The organism is Streptomyces stelliscabiei, assembly GCF_014873495.1.
Taxonomy (GTDB): domain Bacteria; phylum Actinomycetota; class Actinomycetes; order Streptomycetales; family Streptomycetaceae; genus Streptomyces; species Streptomyces bottropensis.
Genome location: NZ_JADBGF010000001.1, coordinates 8,389,852 through 8,408,381, shown reverse-complemented (window position 1 = coordinate 8,408,381; position 18,530 = coordinate 8,389,852). Strand labels below are relative to the sequence as shown.

15 protein-coding genes and 1 pseudogene are annotated in these 18,530 nt (G+C 73.2%); 2 read left to right on the top strand and 14 right to left on the bottom strand.

Annotation, left to right across the window (positions count from 1 at the left end):
• Position 1: 1 nt before the first annotated feature.
• Both H4687_RS36985 and H4687_RS36980 read right to left on the bottom strand, forming a co-directional pair.
• Positions 2-1,849: a transketolase gene (locus H4687_RS36985; RefSeq protein WP_046916994.1), complete on the bottom strand. Its 1,848-nt coding sequence runs from the start codon at positions 1,847-1,849 to the stop codon at positions 2-4.
• Positions 1,846-3,252, bottom strand: coding sequence for an NAD(P)/FAD-dependent oxidoreductase (locus H4687_RS36980; protein ID WP_046916993.1), 1,407 nt, complete (start codon positions 3,250-3,252; stop codon positions 1,846-1,848). Before H4687_RS36980 ends, H4687_RS36985 begins: the two co-directional genes overlap by 4 nt.
• A 186-nt stretch (positions 3,253-3,438) precedes the next feature.
• Between H4687_RS36980 and H4687_RS36975 the strand changes: the two genes are divergently transcribed.
• A complete protein-coding gene (locus H4687_RS36975) occupies positions 3,439-4,395 on the top strand; it encodes an LLM class F420-dependent oxidoreductase (RefSeq protein WP_097249080.1) in 957 nt (318 codons plus the stop codon).
• 104 nt (positions 4,396-4,499) lie between these two features.
• Here the strand turns inward: H4687_RS36975 and H4687_RS36970 are convergent, their stop codons facing one another.
• A complete protein-coding gene (locus H4687_RS36970; protein ID WP_046912608.1) occupies positions 4,500-4,982 on the bottom strand; it encodes a phage holin family protein in 483 nt (160 codons plus the stop codon).
• A 133-nt stretch (positions 4,983-5,115) separates the two neighbouring features.
• On the opposite strand from H4687_RS36970, the gene H4687_RS36965 reads away from it, so the two are divergent.
• Positions 5,116-5,469: a VOC family protein gene (locus H4687_RS36965; protein ID WP_046912609.1), complete on the top strand. Its 354-nt coding sequence runs from the start codon at positions 5,116-5,118 to the stop codon at positions 5,467-5,469.
• Between the two features lie 47 nt (positions 5,470-5,516).
• Here the strand turns inward: H4687_RS36965 and H4687_RS36960 are convergent.
• The 11 genes and pseudogenes from H4687_RS36960 to H4687_RS36910 all read right to left on the bottom strand — a co-directional run.
• Positions 5,517-5,723: pseudogene (locus H4687_RS36960) on the bottom strand (arginase family protein); the annotation flags it as partial.
• A gap of 5 nt (positions 5,724-5,728) precedes the next feature.
• Positions 5,729-6,292, bottom strand: coding sequence for a GNAT family N-acetyltransferase (locus H4687_RS36955; RefSeq protein ID WP_046912610.1), 564 nt, complete (start codon positions 6,290-6,292; stop codon positions 5,729-5,731).
• A 26-nt stretch (positions 6,293-6,318) separates the two neighbouring features.
• On the bottom strand, positions 6,319-6,567 hold the full coding sequence (locus tag H4687_RS36950) for a lipopolysaccharide assembly protein LapA domain-containing protein (RefSeq protein ID WP_046912611.1): 249 nt from the start codon (positions 6,565-6,567) through the stop codon (positions 6,319-6,321).
• A 71-nt stretch (positions 6,568-6,638) separates the two neighbouring features.
• The gene (locus H4687_RS36945) at positions 6,639-7,568 is read right to left on the bottom strand and encodes a S66 peptidase family protein (protein WP_046912612.1); all 930 of its coding nucleotides are present in this window, start codon (positions 7,566-7,568) and stop codon (positions 6,639-6,641) included.
• Positions 7,565-9,547, bottom strand: a complete 1,983-nt coding sequence (locus H4687_RS36940; RefSeq protein ID WP_046912613.1) for a S9 family peptidase — start codon at positions 9,545-9,547, stop codon at positions 7,565-7,567. Before H4687_RS36940 ends, H4687_RS36945 begins: the two co-directional genes overlap by 4 nt.
• A gap of 27 nt (positions 9,548-9,574) precedes the next feature.
• On the bottom strand, positions 9,575-10,924 hold the full coding sequence (locus H4687_RS36935; protein WP_046912614.1) for a M20/M25/M40 family metallo-hydrolase: 1,350 nt from the start codon (positions 10,922-10,924) through the stop codon (positions 9,575-9,577).
• Positions 10,917-11,750: a M55 family metallopeptidase gene (locus H4687_RS36930; protein ID WP_005482343.1), complete on the bottom strand. Its 834-nt coding sequence runs from the start codon at positions 11,748-11,750 to the stop codon at positions 10,917-10,919. Before H4687_RS36930 ends, H4687_RS36935 begins: the two co-directional genes overlap by 8 nt.
• A 108-nt stretch (positions 11,751-11,858) precedes the next feature.
• On the bottom strand, positions 11,859-12,584 hold the full coding sequence (locus H4687_RS36925; RefSeq protein WP_046912615.1) for a class I SAM-dependent methyltransferase: 726 nt from the start codon (positions 12,582-12,584) through the stop codon (positions 11,859-11,861).
• Between the two features lie 189 nt (positions 12,585-12,773).
• A complete protein-coding gene (locus H4687_RS36920; protein WP_046912616.1) occupies positions 12,774-15,236 on the bottom strand; it encodes a SpoIIE family protein phosphatase in 2,463 nt (820 codons plus the stop codon).
• Positions 15,237-15,482: 246 nt separating this feature from the next.
• The gene (locus H4687_RS36915) at positions 15,483-17,870 is read right to left on the bottom strand and encodes an MFS transporter (RefSeq protein ID WP_050399354.1); all 2,388 of its coding nucleotides are present in this window, start codon (positions 17,868-17,870) and stop codon (positions 15,483-15,485) included.
• Between the two features lie 193 nt (positions 17,871-18,063).
• On the bottom strand, positions 18,064-18,507 hold the full coding sequence (locus H4687_RS36910) for an SRPBCC family protein (RefSeq protein ID WP_005482334.1): 444 nt from the start codon (positions 18,505-18,507) through the stop codon (positions 18,064-18,066).
• Between the last annotated feature and the right edge of the window lie 23 nt (positions 18,508-18,530).

Sequence of the window (18,530 nt, the reverse complement as noted above, 5' to 3'; positions counted from 1 at the left end):
TTCAGGGCGCGATCGCGTGCTCCACCAGCAGCCGCCCGGCCACCGCGATCGCCTCCGCGTCGACGCCCGCCTCGCGCAGCTGCTCCTCGGGGGAGGCCGAGCCCGGCATCGTACGGACGGCGAGGCGCACCAGGCGGGGCACCGGGCGGCCGTCGAGGAAGGCGTCGAGGACCGCGTCCCCGAGGCCGCCCTCCTCGTGGTGGTCCTCGACGGTGAGGATGCAGCCGGTGCGTTCGGCGGCCTCGCGCAGGGTGCGGCGGTCCACGGGCTTGACCGAGTAGAGGTCGATCACCCGGACCTGGATGCCCTCGGCGTCCAGCGCCTCGGCGGCCTTGAGGGCCTCGTGGACGGTGACCCCGGCGGCGACGACCGTCAGCCGGTCGGTGTCCGAGGCGCGCAGCACCTTGCTGCCGCCGACAGGGAACTCCTCGGTGGGGCTGTAGAGGACGGGCAGGGCGCCCCGGGACGTACGCAGATAACGGATGCCTTCGAGACCGGCCATCGTGGAGACGAGCTTGGCGGTCTGGTTGGCGTCGCACGGGTACAGCACCGTCGAGTCGTGCACGGCCCGCATCATCGCCAGGTCCTCCAGACCCATCTGTGAGGGCCCGTCCTGGCCGATGGCGGACCCGGCGTGGGAGCCGACGAGGTTGAGCCCGGACCCGCTGACCGCCGCCATGCGGACGAAGTCGTGGGCCCGGCTGAGGAACGCCGCGAACGTGGAGACGTACGGCACCCAGCCGCGCGCCGCGAGCCCGACCGCCGCGGCCACCAGCTGCTGTTCGGCGATGTAGCACTCGAAGAACCGCTCGGGATGTTCCTTGGCGAAGAACTCGGCGCGCGTGGAGTCGCCGACCTCACCGTCCAGGGCGACGATGTCGCCGCGCGCGTCACCGAGCGCGGCGAGCGCCTGTCCGAAGGCGTCCCGGGTGGCGACCTCGTCGCCGATCTCGAAGCGCGGCAGCTCCAGATGCCCGGTCCGTACGGCGTGCAGCATCCGGGCGGCGGGCGGCTGCCGGACCTCGACGCGCAGGTCGCGTACGCCGCCGAGTTCCGCGATCGCGCCGTCGGCGTCCTTGAGGGGCTTGCCGTGCAGGCCCTCGCGGTCCTGGACGGCCTCGACGCCCTTGCCCTTGAGGGTGCGGGCGAGGATCACCGTGGGCTGCCCCTTGGTCGATTCGGCCTCGGCGTACGCCCGGTCGACGGCGTCCACGTCGTGTCCGTCGATCTCGACGGTGTGCCAGCCGAAGGCGGCGAAGCGGCGGGCGTAGGCGTCCAGGTCGTGTCCGTGCCGGGTGGGTCCGCGCTGTCCGAGCCGGTTGACGTCCACGATCGCCGTCAGATTGTCCAGATGCTCGTACGAGGCGTGCTCGGCGGCCTCCCACACCGAGCCCTCGGCGAGTTCGCTGTCGCCGCACAGCACCCACACCCGGTAGCCGGTACGGTCCAGCCGCTTCCCGGCCAGCGCGATGCCGACGCCGACGGGCAGGCCCTGGCCGAGCGAGCCGGTGGCCGTCTCCACCCACGGCAGCCGCCGGGGCGTGGGATGCCCTTCGAGCCGGCTGCCCAGCTTGCGGAAGGTCATCAGCTCGGTCTCGCTGATCGCGCCGGCCGCCTTGTACGCGGAGTACAGCAGGGGCGAGGCGTGCCCCTTGGAGAGCACGAAACGGTCGTTGCCGGGGTGCTGGGGGCGTTCGAAGTCGTAGCGCAGATGCTTGGCGAGCAGCACCGCCATCAGTTCGGCGGCCGACATGGACGAGGTCGGGTGCCCGGAGCCCGCGGCGCCGGACGCGCGTACGCTGTCCACCCTCAACTGCTGTGCCAGCTCGCTGAGTCGACGGCTGTTCATGACGCTCCTTCCGAACGTTCTGCGGGCTCGGGCGGTTTTGCGGAGGCCCGGTCGGCGTCCGTACTCGACCGTCCTCCCGGCATCCTCGCCAGCTCCGGTGACGCCGTGTCCAGGGGGACCGACCAGGACCGGACGAGCCCCAACTGGACGCCCTGGCGCGGCAGTACGGCGTCCAGGAGCCAGTCGGCGGCGACGCGGACGCGGTTGCCGGGCATGGCGGCGAGGTGGTATCCGCGGGTGACGGCGCCGGCGGCGAGGCCGGACAGCGGTACGCCGAGGGGGTTGGCGGCGGCCTTGGCTCCACCGAGGTCCACCACGAAGCCCAGGTCGCTGTGGCGGTAGGGCTTGGGTTCGCCGCGGCCGAGGGAGGCGGCGACGTTGAGCGCGGCCACCTTGCCCTGCCGCCACGCGTGTTGCGCGGTCATCGGGGTGTACTGGCCGGGCTTGGTCAGATCGGGCACGGCGGCCGCGTCCCCGCAGGCGAACACCTCGGGCCTGCCGGGCACCTGCAGCGTGGGGTCCACCAGCAGCCGGCCGCGCTCCATCGGCAGCCCCAGCGACTCGGCGAGCGGATCGGGCCGTACGCCCACGCACCACACCAGGGTGCGGGTGTCGACGAACTCCCCGTCGCTCAGCAGCACTCCGTCCGGCGTGGCCTCCTTCACGGAGGTTCCCATCCGCACGTCGACGCCCCGCTGCCGCAGCACCTTGTCGGCGGTCCGCGACAGCTTCTCGTCCATCTCGGGCAGCACCCGTTCGGCGATGTCGAGCAGCATCCAGCGCGGTCGTACGCCGCCTCGCAGCGGCTGTTGCCGGACCAGTGCGTCGGTGAACATCTGGCCCTGGGCGGCGACCTCGGTCCCGGTGTAGCCGGCGCCGACCACCACGAAGGTGCAGCGCGCGCGACAGCTCTCGGGGTCCTCGCTGCCGGCCGCCAGCTCCACCTGCCGGGTCACGTGGTCCCGGTGATACAGCGCCTCGGGCAGCCCCCGGAAACCGTGGGCGTGCTCGGCGACACCGGGGATCGGCAGCAGCTTGTTCACGCTGCCGGCCGCGAGCACCAGCCGGTCGTAGGTCAGCGTGCCGGTCCCGCCCTCGGGGTCGGTGTACCGCACGGTGCGCGCGTCGAGATCGATGTCCTCGGCCTCCCCGAGCACCAGGCGCACATGACGCAGGGTGCCGGTGAGGGAGACGGTCACCCGGCGTGGCTCCAGGACACCGGCGGCGACCTGGGGCAGCAGGGGCAGATACAGGAAGTAGTCGGTCGGGTTGAGCAGAGTGATGTCGGCCTTGTTCCGGGTCAGCCGCGCGAGGGTGCGGGCCGTCCGGTAGCCGGCGAAGCCGGCACCGACGATCACGATGCGGGGTCGACTCACGGGTTCGCCTCCGGCGGGGTCGCGCATACGGAGTCCTCAGCGTCCTCAAGACGTACGGGTCGGTTCCTGTGCGTGCGAACCTTCCGCGTCCCCCTGGTCAGGGTGCCCAAACCGCCTGGGCCCCGCCCGTCCACGGGTTTCCGCCCCGGCCCCCGGGTACCCGGAACGCGACCCGACCCCAGCCCGATCGCAGATGTCGCGGAGGTACCCCCCATGCCCGAGTACGGATACTTCTTGGCGACCGAGGAGTTCGGTCCCGCGGAGCTGATCGAGCAGGCGAGGATGGCCGAACAGGCCGGGTTCGACTGCCTGTGGATCTCGGACCACTTCCACCCGTGGAACGACGCCCAGGGCCAGAGCCCGTTCGTGTGGTCGGTGATCGGGGCGCTCTCCGAGGCCGTGTCGCTGCCCATCGAGACGGCGGTGACCTGCCCGACCGTGCGGATCCACCCGGCGATCGTCGCGCAGGCCGCGGCGACCAGCGCGGTGCTGACCGGTGGCCGGTTCCGTCTCGGCATCGGCTCGGGCGAGGCGCTCAACGAGCACATCCTCGGCACCCGTTGGCCCTCGGCGGACATCCGCCTGGAGATGCTGGAGGAGTCGGTCCAGGTGATGCGGCGGCTGTTCACCGGCGAGGAGGTCACCCACCGCGGCCCCCACTTCACCGTGGAGAACGCCCGCCTCTACACGCTCCCGGACCAGCCCGTCCCGATCGACATCTCCGGCTTCGGCCCCAAGGCCACCGCGCTCGCCGCCCGCGTCGGCGACGGCTTCATCACCATGGGCCCCGACGAGGAGCTGGTCACGCAGTACCGCAAGGGCGGCGGGGGCGCGAACCTCGTCAGCGGCGGGACGAAGGTGTGCTGGGGGACCGACCGCGACGCGGCCGTCCGCCGCGTCCGCCACCTCTGGTCGAGCCAGCTCCTGCCCGGCGAGATGGGCCAGATCCTGCCCACCCCGAGCCACTTCGAGCAGCTGGAACCGCTGGTCACCGAGCAGATGGTCGGCGAGAACACGGTCTGCGGCGACGACGTCGACGAACATGTCGCCGAACTGCGGGCGTTCGCCGACGCCGGCTTCGACCGCGTCTACGTCAGCCAGATCGGCCCGGACCAGCGCGGCTTCTTCGACTTCTACCGCACGAAGGTGCTGCCGCGACTCCCGCGCTGAGCGGGTTCGGGCGAGCACGTGCGGCGGGGCCGGGACGGTCGTACCGTCCCGGCCCCGCCGCACGTACACGTACCGCCTTTTCGGCGGCCCTGGCTCACAGGGACTCACAGGCCCCGGTGGCGCCGGTCCTCGAAGTCCGCCCCTGTCGACGCGGCGCCGCCCGCGGCCCCGGTCACGCCGTCGGTCGCGGTCCCGACACCGGGTGCGACGGGCGGAGGCGGCGGATACCCGGCCGGTCCCCGGCCGCCCGGGGGTGTCCCCGGCGCCGTTCCGCCGACGGCCCCGTCACGGTCCGCCGAGGGCCGCGCCGCGCCCCTGAGCAGGTACGCGGCCACACCGAGCACCACTGCGGTGATCAGCGCGGCGGCCCAGTCGGGCAGGACCAGACAGAGCGCCAGCCCGACGGCGAGCGCCACGGCGGCACCCGCGTACAGGGCGAGCGCCCCGGACGCCGCGTACAGCGCCGCCTTGCGCCGCTGCTTACGCGTCTGCTGCCGCAGCTCCTCACGGATGGTCTCGCGGGCCACCTGCGCCAACTCGTCGACCAGGTGCCTGTCCAGATGTTCCAGATGATCCAAGCGGTCCATCGCGGCCGAGTACCCGGCCCCCTGCGCCCGTAACGCGGCACCACGGCACCGCGCACGCGGGCGGCGCGGACACGCGTGCGGTGATCCGCGTTTCGATCACCGTCGCCGCCCGGCCCCAACTAGGCTCGTGCGCATGGAGATTCTCGGTACCACGCTCCGCATCTGCGTCGACGACCTGGAGGCGGCGGTCCCGTTCTACGAGAGACTCTCGGGCGCACCGGCGATGCGTTTCGAACGCGGTGGCGTCCAGGTCGCCGCCGTCGGCTGCTTCCTGCTGATGAGCGGCCCGGAGTCCGAGCTGGAGATCCTGCGGAAGGTCACCGCCACCCTCGCCGTCGAGAACGTCGACGAGGCCGGCCGGATCCTCACCGCCTCCGGCGCCAAGGTGCTGGCCGGTCCGATCCCGACCCCCGTCGGCCGCAACCTCATCGCGGTCCATCCCGACGGCTCGGTCTACGAGTACGCCGACCGCCGGGCGACGGGCTAGCCGTTCGGTGCACGGAGGTGGGTGCCGGCCGGGTCCCCGGCGGCCGGTCAGTGCGGCGGGGCCGGTTCGGCGAAGGTGCGCACGACGATGTCCGTGAGCAGCGCGCCCGCGGTGCCGTCGGGATCCAGATCGGGGTCGTAGACGGTGGCGTCGAGGCCGACGCAGTGCGGTGAGGCGACCAAGGGACCCGGCAGCGCGGCCAGTTCGTCGGGAAGGAGTCCGTCGGGGTCGGGCTGCGTTGACTCGCGGGCCGGCCGGCTCAGGACTCCCGAGCGGATCCCGGGCGCCCCATCTCCACGGTCAGGGCCCACCGCTGATGGTCCCGCCACGCCCCGTCGATGAAGAGGAAGTCCGGCGAGAACCCCTCCAGCCGGAACCCGCAGCGCCGGGCCAGCGCGATGGAGGCGGCGTTGCCGGGCTGGACGTTGATCTCCAGTCGGTGCAGCCCCATGAAGTCGAACGCGTAATCGATGACCAGCCCGAGCCCCTCCCCCATGAGCCCCCGTCCGGCGGCATGCGCGAAGGCGCCGTAGCCGAGCGCTCCGCTGCGGAAGCCGCCCTCCACGATGTTGTTGATGTTGATGAATCCGGCGATCCCCCCGCCGTCCCGCTCGCACACCAGGAACCCGGCCTTCGTCGGATCCCCGATCAGCCGCCCCGCGTACGCCGCGTACGCGGCGGGGGTGGCCGGCGGAAAGAGCCACGGGTGGTGCAGATCCCCGCTCTCCCGCACCCGCGCGGTGAACTCGGAGCCGTCCTCGGGCGTGAAGTGCCGGATGGCGACGCGGGAGCCCGCGATGAGGTGACGAACATGTCCGGACATCCCGCCACGGTACTTCGGGCCAGGTGTCACCTGCGCCGTCTCATGAAGAACGCCCCGCACACCGCCCCCACCAGGCCTGTCCCCAGCAGCGCCATCCACAGCGGCATGGTGACCTCGGTGACCAGCAGCCGGATCTCGGTGCTCTGGGTGTTCTGGAAGACGAAGACGAGCGCCAGGGCCGCCAGCAGCCCCACGACCACCCTGCCGGGTGTCAGCAGATCACCCCACCGCTTCCGCCGGTGCGTGCCGACCCGTTCCGATGTCTTCGGGCTCATGACTCCAGGATGACGCGGGCTGCCGGGTCCCGCCCGGTGGGAGCCCTTCCGGCTGCCTCGGCATGCGGCCTTCAGATCAGCGCGGGCTCGTCCAGCGTCAGCGTCCCCGCCTCGGTGTCCAGCTCCGCCGTCACCCCGAACGGGATCGTCAGCGCGCCCTCTCCGTGCCCGAAGCCGAACTCCTCCACCACCGGCACCCCGGCCCCGCCGAGCCGGTCCACGAGCAGCGCCCGCACCTTGTCGTACGGTTCGCACTCCGCCCAGGAGCCGAGGACGATGCCGGCGACGCCGTCGAGCCAGCCCGCGCGGAGCAGCTGGGTGAGGTAGCGGTCCAGGCGGTAGGTCTCCTCGCCCACGTCCTCCAGACACAGCAGGGCGCCCCGGGCGGACCGGCGGGCGTGCGGATTGCCGAGTTCGGCGGCGAGCAGGCAGAGGCAGCCGCCGAGGAGGACGCCCCGGGCGCGGCCGGACACCAGGGCGATGCTGCCCTCGGCGGCCCGGATCGTGCGTACCGTCTCGGGGGCGAACAGGGTGGCCCGCAGATGCTCCTGGGATCGGGTGTTCTTGATGAAGTCGACGCCCGCCGCCATCGGGCCGTGCAGAGTGACCAGCCCGGCACGGGTGGCGAACGCCTCGTGGAGCGCGGTGATGTCGCTGAACCCCACGAGTGTCTTGGGGCCCGCCGCGCGGATGGCGTCCCAGTCGAGCAGGTCGACCATGCGCTGCACGCCGTAGCCGCCGCGTGCGCACAGCACGGCGGACACGGACGGGTCGCACCAGGCGGCCTGGAGGTCGGCGGCCCGGTCGGCGTCCGTACCGGCGAGGTAGGGGAAATCCGGGTGCCGGTCGAGCGTATGCGGGGCGACGACGGGGTCGAGATCCCAGCCGCGCAGGATGTCCAGCCCGGCGCTGAGCCGCTCCTCGGCCACCGGCCCGCTGGGGGCGACGACGGCCACACGGGCACCGGGGGCGAGACGGGCGGGTCGGGTCAGTGGTGTCACTTGGTGAGCTCCAGAGTAGGGATACCCGGAGGATTCAACCCGAAGACCTGCGCGTACAGCGAAAGCTCCGCCTCCAGGACGCGCACCGTCGTCTCCGCCCGCCGGAAGCCGTGCCCCTCCCCCTCGAAGGCGATGTACGCGTGCGGCACCCGCCGCTCCTCCATCCCGGCCAGGAAACGTTCGCACTGCGCGGGCCGGCAGATCACGTCGTCGAGGCCCTGGAGCAGCAGGAAGGGCGCGGTGATCCGGTCGGCGTGCTGGCTCGGCGACCGCTCCCCGTACCGCATCGGCTCCTCCGCGAGCGGCCCCACCAGGCTCTCCAGATACTGGGACTCGAAGTCGTGGGTTTCCCCCGACCCCCAGGTCGTGAGGTCGAGAACGGGATACAGGATGGTTCCGCAGGCGTAGACGTCGGTCGTGGTGAGGGACACGGCGGCGGTCCAGCCACCGGCGCTGCCGCCCCTGATGGCGAGCCTGGTCCGGTCGGCGGTGCCCTCGTCGGCGAGGGCGAGGGCCACCGCCGCGCAGTCCTCGACGTCCACGACACCCCACTGCTCGCGCAGCCGGTTGCGGTACTCCCGCCCGTATCCGGTCGACCCCCCGTAGTTGACCTCCGCCACCCCGATGCCGCGTGAGGTGAAGTAGGCGATCGCCAGGTCGAGGACCAGGGGCGCCCGGCTGGTGGGTCCGCCGTGCGCCCAGATCACGTACGGCGGCAGTTCGGTGCTGAAGGCGACGCAGCCGGGGTGGTGCGGCGGATAGACGTGCGCGTGGATCTCGCGTCCGGCGGGGCCGAGGAAGGAGCGGATCTGGGGTTCCGGGTAGTAGGTGGGGTCGACCGGGTCGTCGTGCGCGGCCCCGATCACACGGGCGTCGCCGGTGGCCGCGTCCAGCTCGACCACCTCGTAGGCACTGCGGGGGCTGGCCCCGATGCCGACGACCCGGCTGCCGCGCACGGCGAGCGACGGGGCGAACTCGGTCCACGGTCCGGCCGCGTCGACGACCTGACCCGTGTCCAGGTCGAGGATGCCGAGCGCGGTGGCGCCCCGCCCGTGCACCACGGCGGCGAGTCCGCCGTCCAGCAGCGCGAACCAGCGATGGCCGATCTTCCACAACGGTCCGCCGAACTCCTCCTCCCGCGCGCAGAGAGCCGTGCGGTCGCCGCTGTCGGGGTCGAGCCGGTAGAGGTTCCAGTAGCCGGTGGTGTCACTGGAGTGGACGAGGGTCCCGTCGGCCGCCCACTCGACCTGCGCGACCGACTCCTCCGGGCCGCCCGCGACGGTCCGGGGCTCGCCCAGCAGTCCGTCCCCGGTCACGTCGGCGACCAGCAGTGAGGTGCCGTCCCACGGCATGGCCGGATGGTCCCAGGCCAGCCAGGCGGCACGGCGGCCGTCGGGCGACAGGCGGGGGCCGGTGACGAACCGGCGGCTGTCGTCGGTGAGTTCGCGTACGGCGTTCCGGTCCTCGGCCGCCGAGCCGTCCAGTGGCACCGCGGCGACGACCCGCCGGACGTCGGTGGGCCCGTCCCCGGTGAACTCCTCCAGGACGCACCACACCTCGTCGCGTTCCGGGTGCGGGCGCGGGTCCGCCCAGCGCAGGCCGCCGCCCACCGTCGACACCGGGGTGAGCGGGACGGGCTCGCCGCCCGGTTCGAAGCCGTAGAGGCGCTGGTCGGCGTGGTTGACGAAGACCACCAGGGGGCCGTTGTCCCCCACGACGCCGGTCCAGGGCCGCCCGCCGTACTCCATGACCCGGCTGCGCACGTCCCACGGGGCCGGCAGCACCGACTCCTGGGTGCCGTCGGCCGTGCGCCGGACCAGGGCGCGCCGGCCGCCCTCGGCGGGGCGTGGCTCGGTCCACCACGCCTCGTCGCCGACGAAGCCCACGAACTCGGGATGCCCGTCGTGCGCGGCGGCGAGCGCCGCGTCGATCGGCGAGGGCCACGAACCGTACGCCAGGGTCTGCACCTTGTTCCCCATCTGCCTTGGTCCCCCGTGTGTCATCGCTCAGGCCGTCCGCAGGAAGCGGTCGAGCACATGGACGCCGAAGTGGAGCGCCTCGACCGGGACACGCTCGTCCACCCCGTGGAACATCGCCGCGTAGTCGAAGCCCTCGGGCAGCTTCAGCGGCGAGAAGCCGTACCCGGTGATGCCGAGGCGCGAGAACTGCTTGGCGTCCGTGCCGCCCGGCATGCAGTACGGCACCACGTGCCCCTCGGGCGCGAACTCCTCGACGGCGGCCCGCATCCGGGCGTACGTCACCGAGTCCACCGGCGCCTGGAGGGCCACCTCCCGGTGCTCGTACTCCCATTCCACGTCCGGTCCGGTGAGCCGGTCGAGGGTCTGCCGGAACTCGTCCTCGCCACCGGGGAGGTACCGCCCGTCCACGCGGGCTACGGCCTCCCCCGGGATCACGTTGACCTTGTAACCGGCGTCCAGCATCGTCGGGTTGGCGCTGTTGCGGACGGTGGCCTCCACCAGGGCGGCGGCCGGACCGAGCTTGTCGAGGAGCCGGTCGACGCCGCCGGGGTCGTCGAGGTCGGCCTCGACGCCGTACAACGCGGCGAGTGCGGTGAGGGCCGCGCGGACGGTCGGGGTGAGCCGCAGCGGCCACTCGTGCGCCCCGATCCTGGCGATCGCGGCCGCCAGCCGGGTCACCGCGTTGGTGCGGTTCACCTTGGAGCCGTGGCCGGCCCGGCCGTGCGCGGTGAGCTTCAGCCAGCCGGTGCCGCGCTCCCCGGCCGCGATCGGGTAGATCTGCCGCCCCGCTCCGTCGTGGAAGGTGAACGCCCCCGACTCGCTGATGCCCTCGGTGCAGCCCTCGAAGAGCGCGGGGTGCGCGTCGGCGAGGAAGCCGGAGCCGTCCGCGGCGCTCGCCTCCTCGTCGGCGGTGAACGCGATCACCACGTCCCTGCGGGGCCTGAGGCCCGAGCGCGCCCAGTGCCGGGCGACCGCGAGGATCATCGCGTCCATGTTCTTCATGTCGACCGCGCCCCGGCCCCAGACCACGCCGTCGCGGATCTCACCGGAGAACGGGTGCACGGTCCAGTCCGCCGCCTGCGCGGGCACCACGTCCAGATGACCGTGGACGAGCAGCGCGTCCGCCGACGGGTCGGTGCCCTCGATGCGCGCCACGACGTTGGTCCGGCCCTCGGTGCGCTCCAGCAGTGTGGGCTCCAGGCCCGCCTCGGCCAGCAGCGCGGCGGTGTACTCGGCGGCGGGCCGCTCCCGGCAGTCCCCGCCGCCGCGGTTGGTGGTGTCGATGCGGATGAGGTCGGAGGTGAACCGGACGACCTCGTCCAGCGCCTGCAGCCGCGAGGTCTCCGCCGCCTGCGGGAGCTTCGCCGACTCAGCCATATGTCTCCTCCACCGCGGCAGAGACGATCGTGGTGACCGCCTTGAAGGTGCGGATTCCCTCGTACATGGTCGGGCTGGTGTACGCGACCTTGCGTTCACCGGTACGGGTCACACCCGGTACGACCGTCGCGGCCATCGCCAGGTGCTCGGCGTCGAACTCCAGCGCCACGGTGAACGGCCCGCCCCTGACGGGTGTGTGCCGCACGGCGAGCGAGGCGGCCTCCTTCGCCGCCGCGCGGATGTCGGCGGCCGTTCTCGCCGGGGTGCGGCACACCGCCGCGTACCGCGAGACATGGTCCTTGACCGCCACTTTGAGCGCCTCGGGCGCATACCCGAGGGCGTCCTCGCACGCCACGTCGTCGCCAGTCACCAGCACCACCGGTACCCCGTACTCGGCCACGACATGCGAGTTGAGCAGCCCCTCGCTGGCCCGCTCCTCGTTCACCCACACGCCGGTGATCGAGTTGGCGAGGTAGGTGTGGGCGAGGACGCCCTCCATACCGGCGCCCGCGTGGTAGCCCACGAAGGCGATGCCGTCCACGTCGCCGTGCTGCACGCCCTCCACCATGGACAGCGCCTTGTGCCGGCCGGTCAGCATCTGCGCGCGCTCGTCCAGCTCCTCCAGCAGCAGATTGCGCATGGTCCAGTGCGCCTCGTTGATCAGCACCTCGTCGGCGCCGCCGTCGAGGAAGCCGAGCACGGCGGCGTTCACGTCCGAGGTGAACATCGCACGACACCGCTCCCACTGCGGTGTCCCCGGCAGCACGTCGGCCGGCCAGGTGACACCGGTGGCGCCCTCCATGTCGGCGCTGATGAGGATCTTCATGGCTCGAAACCGTACGCGGTCGCGCCGATCCGTGGCAGACCTGTGGATAACTCTCACCGCCGCGGCCCACGGACACCCCCGGGACGGCTCACGGACCGCCCGAGCCCCCTACGCCGGGCGCCCCGCCACGTACCACCTCGACGGCAGTTCGATCAGGGTGCCGTCGGCCGTGTGCTCCGTGGTGATCAGCGGGAGTTCGCCCTCGGCGACGAGGGTGAGGCCGGCCGCCCGCAGATACCGCGGGACCGCGGCGTCGCTGACCTCGCCCGGGGCGATGCCGTGCCGGAAGACGGGGGCGAGTTTGGCGGGAGGGCCGGCGGGGCTCTGCGCGAGGCCCATGAGCACGGGCTTGGCGGCCTCGGCGAGTTCGACCAGACAGACCCGGCCGCGCTCGCCCACCAGCGTGGCGACGGTGTCGACGAGCCGCTGCCGGTCGTCGGGTTCGCACTGGTGGAGCACCCCGCGTACGTAGACGTTGGCGTCGCCGAGGTCGGCGTGCAGGGTCTCGGCGTCCGTGCGGTCGGCCGCGTCCAGCGCGCGGTAGGCGGCCCGGCCGCCGGGGTCGGCGCGGCGGGCCCGGTCGACGGCGGCGGTGGAGAGGTCGACGCCGATCACCTGCGAGAAGCGGTCGGCCAGGTAGCGGGTCTGGGTGCCGTTGCCGCAGCCGAGGTCGACCAGGGGCAGGCCGGGGGCCGTCAGGTGGGGCTCGAACAGAGCGAGGTGGACGGCGGCGGTCCGCTCCGGCCCGGCGTCCCAGAAGACCTCTCCCGGTCCTTCGGGAACCTCCCGCCAGAACCCCTCCCAGGCCTCCCGGTACCGACTCGTCACACTCATGCGCAACCCCCCGTTGAACGCGTCGTGGCCCGCCGCCGCGGCGGGCCCAGATCGGTCTACCGCGCCCGGCACGCGCGGGCAAGCACCCTGCACGCACCTTCACCCCGCGTCCAGAACCCGCGTGTCGGCAACTCGCGCGTCAGCGACCCGGGCGTCAGCGCCCCGGCCCTACGCGCTCCCGCGGGTGTTTCAGCGCCGCCTCGGCAGCGTCAGCTCGAACCACACCGTCTTGCCCGCCCCCGCGCGGCTGGTCCCCCACTCGCGCGCCAGGGTCGTGAGCACGCGCAGTCCGCGGCCGAACTCGTCCGTGGGCGCCGCGCTGAGCAGGGTCGGCAGGGTGGGGTCGTCGTCGTAGACCTCGCACTGCAGGGTGTCGCCCCGGACGAGGCGCACTTCGATGCGGCGCCCGCGCGCGTGCCGTACGGCGTTGGTGACGAGTTCGCCGACCAGAAGCGCGGTGGTGTCCGCGAGGGCGTCGAGACCCCAGACGTACAGCTGCTCGCGGACGGCGGCGCGGGCGCGGGCCGCCTCCACCGGGTCGGGGGCGAGACGCCACTCGGCGACGTCCTCGGGTGCGATGCCGTTGAGCCGGGCCATCAGCAGGGCCACGTCGTCCTTGCGGCCGCCGCGCGTGTTGAGGGCACGGATGATCGTGTCGCAGGCGTCGTCCATGGAGGCGGCCGGGTGGGCGGCGGACTCGCAGAGGGTCGCGAGCCCCACGCCGATGTCCTCGCCGCGCACCTCGACCAGGCCGTCGGTGCACATGACGAGCCGGTCGCCGGGCTCCACGCGCACGCGTACCGCCTCGAACGGCACCCCTCCGACACCGATCGGGGCGCCCGTGGGCAGGTCGAGGAGTTCGGTGCGACCGTCCACCGCGCGGACCAGCACGGGCGGGATGTGCCCGGCGTTGGCGAGGTGCAGCTCGCCCACGACGGGGTCGTAGACGGCGTAGAGGCAGGTCGCGAGGTAGTGCTCGCCGAGGCGCTGGGCGAGGTCGTCGAGGTTGCGCAGGAGCTGCGCGGGCGGCAGGTCGAGTGCGGCCATGGTCTGCACGGCCGTGCGCAGCTGCCCCATCATCGCGGCGGAGTTGAGCCCGTGCCCCATGACGTCGCCGACGACCAGGGCGGTGCGGGCGCCCGGCAGCTTCACCGAGTCGAACCAGTCGCCGCCGACCCGCCCGAGCAGGGTGCCCGGCAGATAGCGGGTGGCGATGTCGCAGCCCGTCATGTGGGCCTCGATCTGCGGGAGCATGCTGTCCTGGAGCGTCTCGGCGACGTTCTCCTGGTAGGTGTACATCCGGGCGTTGTCGAGGACGAGGCCCGCGCGGGCGGCGAGTTCGGCGCCGGTGACGCGGTCCATGTCGTCGAAGACCTCGCGCTCCGGGTGGCGCAGCAGGATCATGAAGCCGAGCACCACGTTGCGGGCCTTCAGGGGGACGACCAGCATGGAGCGGCCCGTGATCAGCGGCCGGATGTCGCGCTTCTCGAACTGCGCGGCGATCGCGTGCCCCATCTGCTCGCTGATGCGGGGCACGAGGACGGGCTCGCCGGTGGTCATGCACCGGAAGAACGGGGTGTGCGCGGGGAACGGCATGGCCTCGCCGACGGGGACGACGTCGTCCCAGCGGCCCGGCTCGTCCGTGTGCTCCAGGGCCACCCGGTGCCACATGGTCGTCGTGTCCGGCACGCCCTCGGGGAAGCCCTCGCCGGCGACGACCTGCTCGCGCAGATAGGTGCCGGCGACGTCGGTGAAGCGGGGCACGACCGCCCGGCTCACCTCGACGATGGTCTGCGACAGGTCCAGGGAGGTGCCGATGCGTCCGCTGACCTCGTTGAGGAACTCCAGGCGCTCGCGTACGGCCGCGTATTCGAGGTCCTCGTCCTCCTCCCGCGCGTCCGGGGGGACCGGCAGCCCCTCGGCGACGGCGCGCGCGGCCCGCTCGCGGCGCGCCCGGCGCTCCGCGCGCCGGGGCACGCCCCAGTCGGGGGTGACGGGCACCCGGTCGTTCTGGCTGAACTCCAGCACCGGATAGCCCAGCTCCAGGACCTGGGCGACGATGCGGGCGCTCTCGCCGACGCTCATGCTGGGCAGGATCTCGGGGAGTCTGCGGGCGAGTTCCTCGGCGCCGGGGAAGTCGGTGTGCAGGGCGAAGCCGGGGGCGATGCGCTCGACGGCGACGACCGGCTCGTCGTCCCTTCGACGCAGCGTCTCGGCGTCGGCCGCGAGGACGAGCAGACGCTCCCGGCCGGGGCCGACCAGGGGGTACGCCCACCACAGGACGTCCATCCGGTCGCGGCCGGGCACGGTGAGCCGGGCGCGGCCGGCCGCCGGGTAGGAGAGGTGTCCGTCGAGCGAGGTCTCCAGGTCGTGGCCGAGCGCGTCGTACGCGCCGTACGCCCCATGGGGCGGGATGTCGTCCTCGTCGGGGAGGGCGCCGGAGACGGGCAGCAGGTCCAGGGCGGGCCGGCCCACCGCTTCGTCCTTGGTGGTGCCGAAGAGACGGCGTGCGCCGGTGCTCCAGTGCGACACGAGGCCGGCGCGGTCGACGACGACCACGCCCAGGGGGATACGACCGACCGCGGCCCCCTCGGCCGTGCCGTCACCGGCTCCGTGGCCGGTGGTCGCGCCCGTGTCGGTGCCACGGTCCATGGCCAAGGCCCTCTCTCCCCACGGCTCCCAAGATCTGCGCCGCCCCCACTACCGTACGACCGCGTAGCGTCGCGATGTGTGGCAATACGCGAATTGCTCCCGGGGAGGCTCCGGCGCACGCGCAGGCCGCACGGGCGGCGCACGATCATGCGCGCGCGGTCGCAGGAACACCGGTTGATCACCCCCCGGTCGGCCGATCACCGGCTGCCCGGAGGCCGGTCACCGGCCTCCCCGGAGGACGTGGGCTCAGTCCTCGTACCCCAGCCGCAGGTCCCGCTCCGTGCCGCCGCCGGCGACCTGGAGCACCGTCGCGACGGGGGGATATCCGGTGGCGATGACGGTGTACTCGCCGGGGGCGAGGTCGGCGAACCGGAACGTTCCGTCGACGCCGGTGGTGATCGTGTCGACGACGTCCCCGGTGGCGTCCAGGAGCGTCACGCGCGCCTCCTCCACCGGCCTGCCGCTCCCGGCGCGGACCGTGCCCCGCAGGACGGCGCCCCCGGCGAGTTCGACGTCCCGGCGGGTCTCGCGGGCGGCCCGGACGGTGACGGGGAGCGCGGCCGGGCGGTGGGAGTGGGCGCTCACGGCGAGGGTGTAGTCCCCGGCGACCAGTTCGGTGATGAGGTAGGCGCCCTCGGCCCCGCTGCGGGTGGTCACGACGACCTCGCCGTGCGCGTCGGTGAGCGTGACGGTCGCGTCGCCGACCGCCCGCCCGTCCGCCGTCCGTACGGTCCCGGCCAGACGCCCCGCGCCGCCGAGCACGATGTCGACGTCGACGGGGCCGTCCCCGACGGTGACGCTCACGGCCTGCGGCTGGTGGCCGCCCGCGGCCGCGATCAGCACGTACGCCCCCGGCCCGGGGGTGGACAGCGCGTACCGCCCGTCCTCGCCGACGGCGCCGCGCCCGGTCTGCCGGCCGGTGCCGTCGATCAGGGTGAGCGCGGCGCGGGGTACGACGGTGCCGTCGGACTGCCGGACCGTGCCGCGGACGGGGACCCCGGGCTCGTAGGGGGCCCGTGTCTGCGGCACCCGGGCGGCGGGCACCAGGGCGGGGGCCGACGCAGGCGCGGGGCCGCCGGGGGCGTCGTCGCGGGCCGCCAACGGCGCCCTCTCCCGGAGGAAGCAGGCCACGAGCGCCCCGAGCACGAGCACCGGCACGAGGTACAGGAAGAGGCGCGGCACGGTCTGCGCGTAGGCCTCGACATGGGCGTCGCGCAGCGGGGCGGGCAGGGCGTGGACGAGTCCTGGGGTGAGGGAGCGGGGGTCGGGGAGGACGCCGCCCGCACGTTCCGGCAGGCGCTCGGCGAGGCGGGTCGTGAGGAGCGCGCCGAAGGCGGCCACGCCGACACTGCCGCCGAGCTGCCGGAAGTAGTCGCCGGCGGCGGTGGCGGCCCCGAGGTCGGCGGGGCGGACGGAGTTCTGCACCGCGAGGACCAGGACGGGCATCACCATGCCGATACCGGCGCCGAGGAGGGCCGTCCAGATGCCGAACTGCAGCCGGGGCGTGTCCGGCTCCAGGCGGGACAGCAGCCAGACACCGAGGGTGGTCAGGGCGCTGCCGAGGACCGGGTACGTCCGGTAGTGCCCGGTGCGGGCGATGAGCCGGCCGCAGACGACGGACGCGCCGACGATGCCGGCCGTCATCGGCAGCATGAGCAGCCCGGACTCGGTGGCCGAGATCCCGCCGACCATCCGCAGCTGGGTGGGCAGGTAACCGGCGGTGCCGAAGAGGGCGAGACCGACGGTGATCCCGACCAGGCCGCTCACGACGAAGACCGGGTTCCTGAACAGCCGCAGAGGAAAAAGGGGTTGGATCGCGAACCGCTCGACGACGAGGAGGAGCGCGGTCGCCAGGACCGCGCCGGCGGCGAGACCGAGGACGAGCCGCGAGTTCCAGGCGTGCGAGGTACCGCCCCAACCGGCCAGGAGAACCAGACAGGTCGAGGCGGCGGCGAGCAGCAGCGTGCCCAGGACGTCGAGCCGCCCCCTGGCGGAGGTCCTCGGCAGCCGCAGCGCGAAGGTGACGACGGCCAGGGCGACGAGCCCGCAGGGCACGTTGACGTAGAAGCACCAGCGCCAGGAGAGGTGGTCGGTGAGCCAGCCGCCCAGGAGCGGCCCGGTGACGGAGGCGAGGCCGAACACGGCGCCGACGGCGCCCAGATGGCGGCCGCGTCTCCGGGCCGGCACGACGGCGGCGACGATCGCCTGCGCACCGATCATGAGGCCGCCCGCGCCGGCGCCCTGGAGCGCGCGGAACGCGATGAGCTGGTCCATGTCCCGGGCGAGTCCGGCGAGGGCGGAGCCGGTCACGAAGAGCACCAGCGCGCACTGGAACACGCCCTTGGGGCCGCGGAGTCCGCTCAGCGCGGCGTAGACGGGCAGGGTGACGGTCGCGGTGAGGAGATAGGCGGTGATCGCCCAGGACATCCGGTCGGCGCCGCGCAGTTCGCCGACGATCTCGGGAAGGGCGGTGGCGACGGCCATCTGCTCCAGCGCGGCGAGGAGCAGGACGAGGAGCAGGGCGAAGAAGACGAGCCGGACGCGGTGCGGGCCGTGCGGGGGAGCTTCGTCCGCCGGTGGTGGTGTCGCGGGTGTGGTGGCCGGATCGTCCTTCACCAGTGTGATCGCGCTCATGCGTACCGCTCCCCTCGTCGCACTTACCGCACAATTCCCGCGATAAGCGGGAACTGTCGGCAAGTGCGACGAGTTACGGCATTCCGGCGCCCGTCATGGAGATCCACTCGAACCGGTGAGGGCGGCAACGCGCCCCCGAGGTGCGTTCGTTGGGCCGGGCACCGCCGGCGACGCGGCTCCCCCGGCCAGGAGACTACTTCTCCACCTCGGCGGCGAGGTTGGCGAGCAGGGCGTCGTAGATGCGGGCGAGGCCCTTGGGGGCGAAGGTCTTCTCGAAGAAGCCGCCGATACCGCCGGCGCCCTGCCAGGTGGTGGTGACGACGACGCGGGAGCCGCCCTCGCCGGCCGGGGTGACCCGCCAGACGGTGACCATGGAGGAGTTGCGGTCCTTCTCGACGAGTTCTCCGTCGGAGGGCTCGGTGACCTCCAGGAGGCAGTCGCGCACGCGCTTGCTGGTGGCCTGGAGCTTCCAGTGGACGAGGGTGCCCTCGCCGTCGCCGCCCTCGCGCACCTCGTACTCGCTGAAGTGCTGCGGCATCAGCTTCCCGCGCGCGCCGCTGTAGTCGGCCAGGGTGTCGAACACCGTCTCCGCGTCCGCCGCGACGACTCGTTCAGTCGTGGCCTCGACCTGCGCCATTGCACTTCCTCCAGCACTTGGTA

Bases quoted from the DNA above. Each gene is read 5' to 3' on its own strand.
- H4687_RS36985 (WP_046916994.1), bottom strand. From the start codon at position 1,849: ATGAACAGCCGTCGACTCAGCGAGCTGGCACAGCAGTTGAGGGTGGAC.
- H4687_RS36980 (WP_046916993.1), bottom strand. From the start codon at position 3,252: ATGCGCGACCCCGCCGGAGGCGAACCCGTGAGTCGACCCCGCATCGTG.
- H4687_RS36975 (WP_097249080.1), top strand. From the start codon at position 3,439: ATGCCCGAGTACGGATACTTCTTGGCGACCGAGGAGTTCGGTCCCGCG.
- H4687_RS36970 (WP_046912608.1), bottom strand. From the start codon at position 4,982: ATGGACCGCTTGGATCATCTGGAACATCTGGACAGGCACCTGGTCGAC.
- H4687_RS36965 (WP_046912609.1), top strand. From the start codon at position 5,116: ATGGAGATTCTCGGTACCACGCTCCGCATCTGCGTCGACGACCTGGAG.
- H4687_RS36955 (WP_046912610.1), bottom strand. From the start codon at position 6,292: ATGTCCGGACATGTTCGTCACCTCATCGCGGGCTCCCGCGTCGCCATC.
- H4687_RS36950 (WP_046912611.1), bottom strand. From the start codon at position 6,567: ATGAGCCCGAAGACATCGGAACGGGTCGGCACGCACCGGCGGAAGCGG.
- H4687_RS36940 (WP_046912613.1), bottom strand. From the start codon at position 9,547: ATGGGGAACAAGGTGCAGACCCTGGCGTACGGTTCGTGGCCCTCGCCG.
- H4687_RS36935 (WP_046912614.1), bottom strand. From the start codon at position 10,924: ATGGCTGAGTCGGCGAAGCTCCCGCAGGCGGCGGAGACCTCGCGGCTG.
- H4687_RS36930 (WP_005482343.1), bottom strand. From the start codon at position 11,750: ATGAAGATCCTCATCAGCGCCGACATGGAGGGCGCCACCGGTGTCACC.
- H4687_RS36925 (WP_046912615.1), bottom strand. From the start codon at position 12,584: ATGAGTGTGACGAGTCGGTACCGGGAGGCCTGGGAGGGGTTCTGGCGG.
- H4687_RS36920 (WP_046912616.1), bottom strand. From the start codon at position 15,236: ATGGACCGTGGCACCGACACGGGCGCGACCACCGGCCACGGAGCCGGT.
- H4687_RS36915 (WP_050399354.1), bottom strand. From the start codon at position 17,870: ATGAGCGCGATCACACTGGTGAAGGACGATCCGGCCACCACACCCGCG.
- H4687_RS36910 (WP_005482334.1), bottom strand. From the start codon at position 18,507: ATGGCGCAGGTCGAGGCCACGACTGAACGAGTCGTCGCGGCGGACGCG.